Below are 8,453 nucleotides of genomic sequence, written 5' to 3' on the forward strand. Positions count from 1 at the left end.
TAATAAAACAAAAAGATTAACAGAATTAATTGTTAATCTTTTTGTCCTACTTTATGCATCAGTGTTATTATTAATTATAAACTATGGTTGAATTGGATTTAATTGGATTACTTTACTTGGTCCATCTATAACATATACTATATTTACGATATTAAATTTATTTGTATATTTAACAATTATTAGTTTGTTGATATCTATTTTTGCAATAACCTTACAAGAAAGCGAAAGGGATGAAGCCATAGCAAGAACTAAAAACTTTGCTATTTCAAATTTTGCTTTAATTCTTGGTGCTCAGCTTGTTTCGTGAATACCTGTTGTATCGTTAATTGGATTAATTATCCAAATTGTTATTACTGTTTTATTAGCGATATCTATTGCAAGATTGAAGAATAATAAAAGTTCAATAAATACAAAATTCGAACAATATAGTTATTCGGACAACAGATTTTCCGGCTATGCTAATAACACACAATTTGATAGTAATAATTCATATTCCAAGAATAGTGTTAATTTTGATAAATTCATTCAAAAGAAAGATTAATAAAATTTCCAATAATACCATTTAAATATAACACTAGGATTAAATCCTAGTGTTATTATATTTACATATATTCATTTATAATATGTAAAGTTAGGAATATATGAAACAAAGAAAATTATTATTTCATTTAGCAATTGCATCATTTGTTTTAAGTTTAGTATGTATGGCATTGTGAGCATTTACATCTTATTTCACATTATCATGGAATTTTGTACCATATAAAGGATCAATAGAGTTTAATTTTTCATCTTTGCTGATTTCTTCAAATTTCTATGCTATTATCATTTTTAGTCTACCAGAAATTCTTGCATCATTAATATATATCAGTATAACAATAATGATTATTATAATGCTTGTAATATCAATGAAGTTATTTAAAAACCAAATAATAAGTAAATCAATTTTAAGACTTTGTATAAGTATATTTTCTTTAATAATACTAGCCTTTCCTTTTGCTTGGGTTCCTGTGATAAGCACTTTTTCCTTAGCAATTCATGTTGTAATAACAGTGTTATTAGTTGTAATATTTGTAAAGGTAAAAATAGAAAGTAATAGAAATGTTATTTATTAAACAATTACCAATCAATATGTAGTAAAATATTTACATATATTTTATAAGGAGAATTATGAACAAAGAAATAAATACATCTGATGAAACTTTAACACAGTTGCAAGAAAAATATTTAAAGGAAATAGATAGAATTTCTTCTAAGGAATTAAACACAGATCAAAAAAGATGGGCAGCGCAGATAATCAAAAGATTTAATGATAATGAATTAGAATACATTTTTCAATTTATCGCTCAAAGAATAAAAATCGGGTTTCGTTTCGATGTTGCTCCCGAGAGCAACAACCAAAGCATTGCTTTGCTTAAAAAGAACGAAAAATTATCTTTTAAATTTAAAGATTCTAAATCAACAGATAATTGTTTGATCATTGGCGAAAACTATGATGCTTTAAAGAATTTAATAGTAATTGAGAGAGAGAGAGAGAGCGGGACTTACATATAATTACGATGTAATTTATATCGATCCTCCTTATAACACTGAAAGTTCTTATGAAGATGGGAACGGAATTGCAAACGACAAAGAAAATATTGATAACGGAAAATTTGCGTACAGAGACAAATTCTCTAGAAATGGATGATTAAATCTAATAAATGAAAGATTAAGATTAGCAAAGAAACTTATTAAAGAAGATGAAGTCATTTTTGTTTCTATTGATGATAGTGAACAAGCTTATTTAAAAGTTTTAATGGACGATATTTTTGGTGAAGAAAATTTTATTGCTAATTTTATTTGAGAAAAAAATTATTCACCAAAGAATAATAATAAGTTTGTTTCCGTTAATCACGATTATATTTTAAGTTATGCTAAGAATAAAGAAGAGTTAAAAAAATTTAATAGATTAAAAAGAAATGAAAAAATTAATTCACGTTACAAAGATAAAGACGAAAAAGGATTTTATAAACTAACAGATTTAACTAAAAACTCAAAAAATAAATTTGATATCTACTGAAATAATAAAACTTATAAGTGTCCTGAAAATTCAGGCTGAATATTTAATAAAGAAAAAATATATGAACTCATAAAAGAAAACAGAATTGTTTTACCTGATGATGAAAATAAAAGACCAACATTAAAAAGATACTTGCACGAAGTTTCAGATCTTATTTCAAAAACTATACTGAACTATGAAGTGGTGGGACATACTCACGAATCAAAAAACGAAATTAATGAAATTTTATATAAAAATGCTTTTGATACACCTAAACCTGTAAGGTTAATAAAACATTTAATAAAACTTGTTGAAAAAGACGGCAATTCTCGCATTCTTGACTTCTTTGCTGGTTCCGGAACCACAGGTCATGCTGTTTTAGATTTAAACAGAGAAGATGGTGGTAATAGAACATATACACTTGTAACTAATAATCAAAACAATATAGCAAAAAATGTTAATTATGAACATTTGTATAGAATAAACAAAGGTAATTCTACAGATAATCAAACTTTTGAATGAATCAACAAAAACAAACCTTATAAAACGAATTTAAATGTCTACGACATTGAATATATGGATGTTTCACCTGATACTAAGGATGAGACAGATAACATAATTAAAAAACTTATACAATTACTAAAAGATTTTGGTATACCTAATTTAGATATAAATAATCAAAATCATATAAAGAATTTATTAAATGATTTACTTTCTTTAAATCCACAAGAAAGATAAAGCATAAACAATACAAGGAGTCAAAAATGATTAAAGCATACAAAACAACCGAACTAAAAAATATTTTAGATAAAGAATTATTAACTAACGGAATCGATAGTGAAATGTTTTGATTAGCATATGAATATTCTAATTTAGAAAAAATGGTAAGCTAACTGAATATTTGTTAATACAAGATAATAAATTATCCCTTTAAATGAAGAAGAATATCAACAAATTACAAAATCCAAAGAAAATTAAAGGAGAATAATGGAACTAACTAATTCACAAACAGAAGTTGTTAGCAAACTAACTTCTTATGCTATTTCAAGTTTAGAAAGCAATACAGTTGATTATCAAATTTTTAAAGCACCAACAGGTTCTGGTAAAACTTTTATGATTTTAAATTTATCGATCATCTTGTTGAGTGATCAAAAGATAACCCTGAAGAAAAATTAGTATTTTATATAAATACTCTCTCAACTGCTTGTTTACCTCAACAACTTGAAAAGAGTTTTAATAATTACAAACAATACATCAAAAACAAAGACTTGGTAATCAAACGACTTGAATCCCCTTCTGCTAAAGCAAAAACTAAGAAGACCGAACAAACATTTGAGTTTTTTGCTGAAGAAAACAATGTTTTTATTGCTGGTAGTTCATCATTTACAGCCAAAAGTCTTTATACCATCTACGGAGCAGTAGATAAGTTTTTAGATCAAATTAGAAACAATAAATACAAACTTATCTACATCCGCGATGAAGCACACCACGGAGGAGATGCAGACATTAAAATCCGCGAATCTGAAGAAGAAAAGAATTATGAAGCCAAAATGCAATCAGCTGCCGCATTTGTGGTAAAAATGAGTGCTTCACCTAAGAGTGGTGAAAACTTAGTGGAACTTGAACATCAAAGTTTACAAAATGATAATATACAACTTTTAAAAACTAAAAAGAACTATAATGTCAACATTAGTAGTTTAGATGTTTTAGATGATGAAATCATTTTAAGAAAAGCTTGTGAAAAGTTTAAAGAAATCAAACAAAAATACAATGATAACATCAATCAACCCCACCTCATCGGAATCAATGCAGCGATGCTAATTCAAGTTAATAACGATAGCAAAGACAAAGAAAAAAGTGCAAAATTTAATCAAAACATCGATATGATTATCAAAGTATTAGAAGAAAATAACTTAAAATGAGTTAAATATTTTGATAACACTAAATCTGATTGTTTTACTGTAATAGATTCTAATATTAGATTAGCAGGTGGTGATACACTTTTTGATATCTCTAGAAATAATTCACCAGTTGATGTTATCATTTTCAAAATTGGACCCGCAACAGGATGGAATATTCCTAGAGCTTGTATGTTAGTGCAACTGCGTAATGTGTATTCAGGGACACTAAATACACAAACATTAGGAAGAATTAAAAGAAATCCTGTTCCTGTTGACAACTTACCAGCAAACAGTGCTGCATTAGAATACTATATTTATAGTAATGTAGACATTAAAGATCAACAATACCAAAAACTTGTTCTTAAGGATAAATATAAAAACAAAACCTTTATCTCTGGGCATATAGAAAACTTTGTTAAATGAAATGAAGTTGATGAAAATGAATATCAAAAACAAGCTATCGATGAGATAAATAAGTTTTTAGTTGATGATTTTACAAAAGAATATCAAAATATACTAAATGAATTTAAGCAAAATAAATTTATTGTAGCTGAAAAAAGAGATTATGGTGATGGACACTTTGTTACATATAAGGTTAAAAATTTAATTGAAATTGAAATTTTTAACCTAAAAGAACTCAAAAAACATAAAGATTATTTAAATGAAAACATTAAAAAACACATCAATAATTTCTTTACTGAAAATAAACTTAATCAGCAAATCAATCACACAATGCTGTGATATCTATTTATTCAAATTAAATTACCAGTTTTTGTTAATTTAAAGAAAAGTTTAAAGAAACAAAAAAATGAACAAAATAACTTAGTTTTTACTGTTGATGACAAATTAACATTAAAAGAGCGCATCCAAATCTTACAAGAAGAGCGAACCCAAGAGATTTTTAATAATAATTATGCATATAAAAAAGAAAAACTTGATCCAAATCAAAAGGATTCAAATAAATTAGAACTTGTTTATGATTCAGTACCTGAGAAAATTTTTATCGAGAAGTTAAATGCTTGAGATAATAAACACTCTAAAGCAAAATCTGATGATAAAAATAATGTAGAAATTATGTTTACTAAAAACATTCCTTTTAAAGGAATTGGTTTTGAATACATCGCAGATCAGGAACTAAGAACATCTTTTGTTGATTTTATCATTAAATACAACAATCATGAAATACATATTGAAGTAAAAGCATTAAATCAAAATAACAGCACAACAAATGCTCCAGCAAAAACAGAATACATCAAAAATGCTTATAAAGAATATGTAGAAGCATACCAAAAACAAAAGACTAAAGAAAACAATAAGCACTTTAGTTTAATTATTGCTTATGTATCAACAGATCCTAAGAATCCTATTTATTTCAAAGGTTACAGTGATATTTATTCATTAAATAAAAAACTTAATGAATCAAAAGATCCAAAAGGTATTCCGATAGTTTTAGACACACTTTTAGAATGATCTGCTGATTCAAATGAACAAGATGTTGTGAATAATACACAACATAATAATCAATCTGCATAATGTATTTTTATCTCTTTTTCATTAGAATATGAAAATATACAAATTTTATTTCACAAATAAACAGAAAATTGCCCACATTTTTGGCTTTCTGTTTTTTTTTTTTTTTTGTTCTATCATTAAGAAAGAAAGGAACTATGTCAAGAAAATTAACCCTGTTTAAAATGAACTTATCAACTTTGGTGTTAAGTTCAGTAACTATGTTATTTTGATTAATAACAACTATTTTAATTTATACACCAGTAAATGCATATGGTAGACTTTCATATAACCCTGAATATGTCTTTACAAGCAGTATACCATATGCAGTATTTACAATTATGAACATCTTTATATATTTATCAGTTATAGCAATGTTGATATCAATTTTTGCAATTACATTGCAAGATGCTAAAAAAGATGAAACAATAGCAAAAACAAGAGCTTTTGCTATATCAAATTTTGCTTTGATTCTTATTGCACAACCTGTGTCTTGATTACCAGGTATATCAATTATCGGATTGCTTATTCAGGTTGCTATTACAGTTTTATTAGGTATATCAATGGTTAAATTAAAACCAGCAAAAGTGAAAGCACAAACACAAGAAATTATAAAAGAGGAAAAAGTTTTACAACAACCTAAGATAGAAAGTGCATTGGTTTCTAATATAATTTCAAATGACAAGAAAGAAACATCTAATTTAAAAGTCATTAAATCGTTAAATATATCTGCATTATTTTTTGTAACATTGAATTTAGTAATTTTAATTATTAATTTATTAATTGATACTTTTCTTTCTTCTCTTTATTTATATGATGATGTGTATGTGGTGAAATATTGAATTAATGTATTAAATTATGTTTTTATTATAACTGCATTTCTTATTAGCATATTTTTATTTGTTAAAATTACAATAATAAATAAATCTGAATTAACAAAAAAACTTAAATCTTTCTTTTTATTAGTGGTATTAATGATTCTTTTTGTATTAGTATTATCTCCGTTTAATTTAAATCTACTAATGAATATTAGTGCCTTTTCAAATTGGCACCGAGAAAGTTACCCAAATTGAAGTATCAATAGTTTCGATGTACCTAAAGAAACACCAATATATTTTACAAATTTATGAATAATCATATTACTTGTTGTCGTAATTATTTTACTTTCATACACACAAAATTATTTAAATAAAGAATATAAAAAGTTGTATATAAATTCAATAATAAATTGAATATAAGATAAAATTATAATCTAATTCTTCGAAATTCAACTCACTTTTATAAAAAATATTTGTAAGAGAATTTAACAAGTTATCTAAATTATCTAAATATAATAAAATGGCAACAATAACAACTATTTCCCACCATCCTCATCAATCCATCATATCTATATATTTATATTTTTTATTTTAAAAAAAGTTTATAATATGCAAGATATACATTTTAATTAACAGAAAGGTAAAATATGAAAAAAGTAGCAATTAACGGATTCGGAAGAATTGGTAGATTATTTTTCCGTAGATTATTAGAACAAAATTCAAACTTAGAAGTTGTTGCAGTTAACGATCTTACAGATTCAAAAACCCTAGCACACTTATTAAAATACGATACAGCATTTGGTAAATTAGGTGTTGAAGTAGTAGCTAAAGATGGTGCTATCGTTGTCGATGGGAAAGAAATTAAAGTATTCGCAGAAAGAGATCCTGAAAATCTTCCATGAGCTGAACTTGGAATTGATGTAGTTATTGAATCAACTGGATTCTTTACTAAAAGAGATGGTGCTTCAAAACACTTAAAAGCGGGTGCTAAAAAAGTTGTTGTTTCTGCACCATCAGAAAAAGATGTTAAAACTATTGTATTTAATGTAAACCACAATGAATTAACAAGTGATGATACACTTATCTCTGCAGCATCATGTACAACAAACTCATTAGCACCTATGGTTAAAGTTTTAGTCGATAACTTTGGTATTAAATCTGGATTTATGACAACTATCCATGCATACACAGGAGATCAAAGACTTCAAGATGCTCCACATAGAGACTTACGTAGGGCTCGTGCAGCAGCAGCAAATATGGTTCCTACTTCAACAGGAGCAGCAAAAGCAATTGGTTTAGTAGTTAAAGAAGCAGCAGGAAAATTAGACGGTTCAGCAATTCGTGTACCATTAATTACAGGTTCATTAGTAGACTTAACTGTTTTATTAGAAAAACAACCTACAGTTGAAGAAATTAATGCAGCAATGAAAGCAGCAGAATCAGAAAGTTTCAGATATGAAACCGATGAAATTGTTTCTTCTGATATTATTAAAGAAACACATGGATCAGTATTTGATTCAAAATTAACTTCAATCAAAGAATCGTCAGAAGGTAACTTATATAAACTCTTCTCATGATATGACAATGAAATGTCATATGTATCACAACTTGTTAGAACAGTTATTTACTTTGCTAACTTATAATAAGCATAATAAAATCCGGTTCCCCGGATTTTTTATACTATTTTGACATCGCATCAAATTGTCATAATCATTTATCTAATGATAATAGCACTTCATCAAAAATAGGTTGAACTCTAGCGCTTCATTCAAAACTTTCAGCAAGTTGTAAAAGTATTTTTAAATCATTCACAAGCACTTTAAGAGCTTGTTTATAATCAAAGATTTGTGAAGTTAATTCAGTGATTTTAGAAGCTTCTAGCACTTCTGTATAACTTCCTAAAGCGACTTCACCTTTCATAACAACTTTTTCAGCAATCTCATCTACAAAATTTAAAACATCATCTTTTAATTTATCACTTTGTGCATGAATTTCAAAGAATTCTAATCCTTTAATGTTTCAGTGGATGTTATTAATTTTTTGATAAAACACTTGTAAGCTTGCTTGCATTTCTTTTAATTTTTGTATTTCATTCATATTTCCTCCTTGATTTATTTTACCATATTCATATGATAAAGTAGGACAAAAAGATTAACAATTAATTCTGTTAATCTTTTTGTTTTATTA

Annotated in this window: 10 protein-coding genes; 9 read left to right on the plus strand and 1 reads right to left on the minus strand. The window is 26.4% G+C overall.

Translation table 4 applies throughout. The annotated features are described in order from the left end of the window. The 9 genes from ACXYRP_RS04015 to gap all read left to right on the plus strand — a co-directional run. Positions 1-541: hypothetical protein (locus ACXYRP_RS04015; protein WP_458615269.1), on the plus strand; the 541-nt coding region annotated here is incomplete at its 5' end. A 100-nt stretch (positions 542-641) separates the two neighbouring features. Further along, positions 642-1,112 carry a hypothetical protein gene (locus tag ACXYRP_RS04020; protein ID WP_458597925.1) on the plus strand — a complete coding sequence of 157 codons (471 nt, stop codon included), beginning with the start codon at positions 642-644 and terminating at the stop codon, positions 1,110-1,112. 55 nt (positions 1,113-1,167) lie between these two features. Further along, the gene (locus tag ACXYRP_RS04025; RefSeq protein ID WP_458614892.1) at positions 1,168-1,551 is read left to right on the plus strand and encodes a hypothetical protein; all 384 of its coding nucleotides are present in this window, start codon (positions 1,168-1,170) and stop codon (positions 1,549-1,551) included. Continuing rightward, the gene (locus ACXYRP_RS04030; RefSeq protein ID WP_458615270.1) at positions 1,517-2,776 is read left to right on the plus strand and encodes a site-specific DNA-methyltransferase; all 1,260 of its coding nucleotides are present in this window, start codon (positions 1,517-1,519) and stop codon (positions 2,774-2,776) included. The genes ACXYRP_RS04025 and ACXYRP_RS04030 overlap by 35 nt, the downstream gene beginning before the upstream one ends. A gap of 26 nt (positions 2,777-2,802) precedes the next feature. Next, complete coding sequence (locus ACXYRP_RS04035; RefSeq protein WP_435129165.1) at positions 2,803-2,931, plus strand: hypothetical protein; 129 nt, start codon at positions 2,803-2,805, stop codon at positions 2,929-2,931. A gap of 94 nt (positions 2,932-3,025) precedes the next feature. Further along, a complete protein-coding gene (locus tag ACXYRP_RS04040) occupies positions 3,026-3,214 on the plus strand; it encodes a hypothetical protein (RefSeq protein ID WP_458615271.1) in 189 nt (62 codons plus the stop codon). Between the two features lie 92 nt (positions 3,215-3,306). Next, positions 3,307-5,472 carry a hypothetical protein gene (locus tag ACXYRP_RS04045; protein ID WP_458614395.1) on the plus strand — a complete coding sequence of 722 codons (2,166 nt, stop codon included), beginning with the start codon at positions 3,307-3,309 and terminating at the stop codon, positions 5,470-5,472. 134 nt (positions 5,473-5,606) lie between these two features. Then, positions 5,607-6,686: a hypothetical protein gene (locus tag ACXYRP_RS04050; protein ID WP_458615272.1), complete on the plus strand. Its 1,080-nt coding sequence runs from the start codon at positions 5,607-5,609 to the stop codon at positions 6,684-6,686. A gap of 227 nt (positions 6,687-6,913) precedes the next feature. Further along, positions 6,914-7,909 (plus strand): type I glyceraldehyde-3-phosphate dehydrogenase, encoded by a 996-nt coding sequence (gap, locus tag ACXYRP_RS04055; RefSeq protein ID WP_458598186.1) that lies wholly within the window; start codon positions 6,914-6,916, stop codon positions 7,907-7,909. 37 nt (positions 7,910-7,946) lie between these two features. Here gap and ACXYRP_RS04060 read toward each other — a convergent pair whose 3' ends face one another. After that, positions 7,947-8,363 (minus strand): Dps family protein, encoded by a 417-nt coding sequence (locus ACXYRP_RS04060; protein WP_458598184.1) that lies wholly within the window; start codon positions 8,361-8,363, stop codon positions 7,947-7,949. Positions 8,364-8,453: the final 90 nt, after the last annotated feature.

The organism is Mycoplasma sp. 5912 (assembly GCF_054353835.1).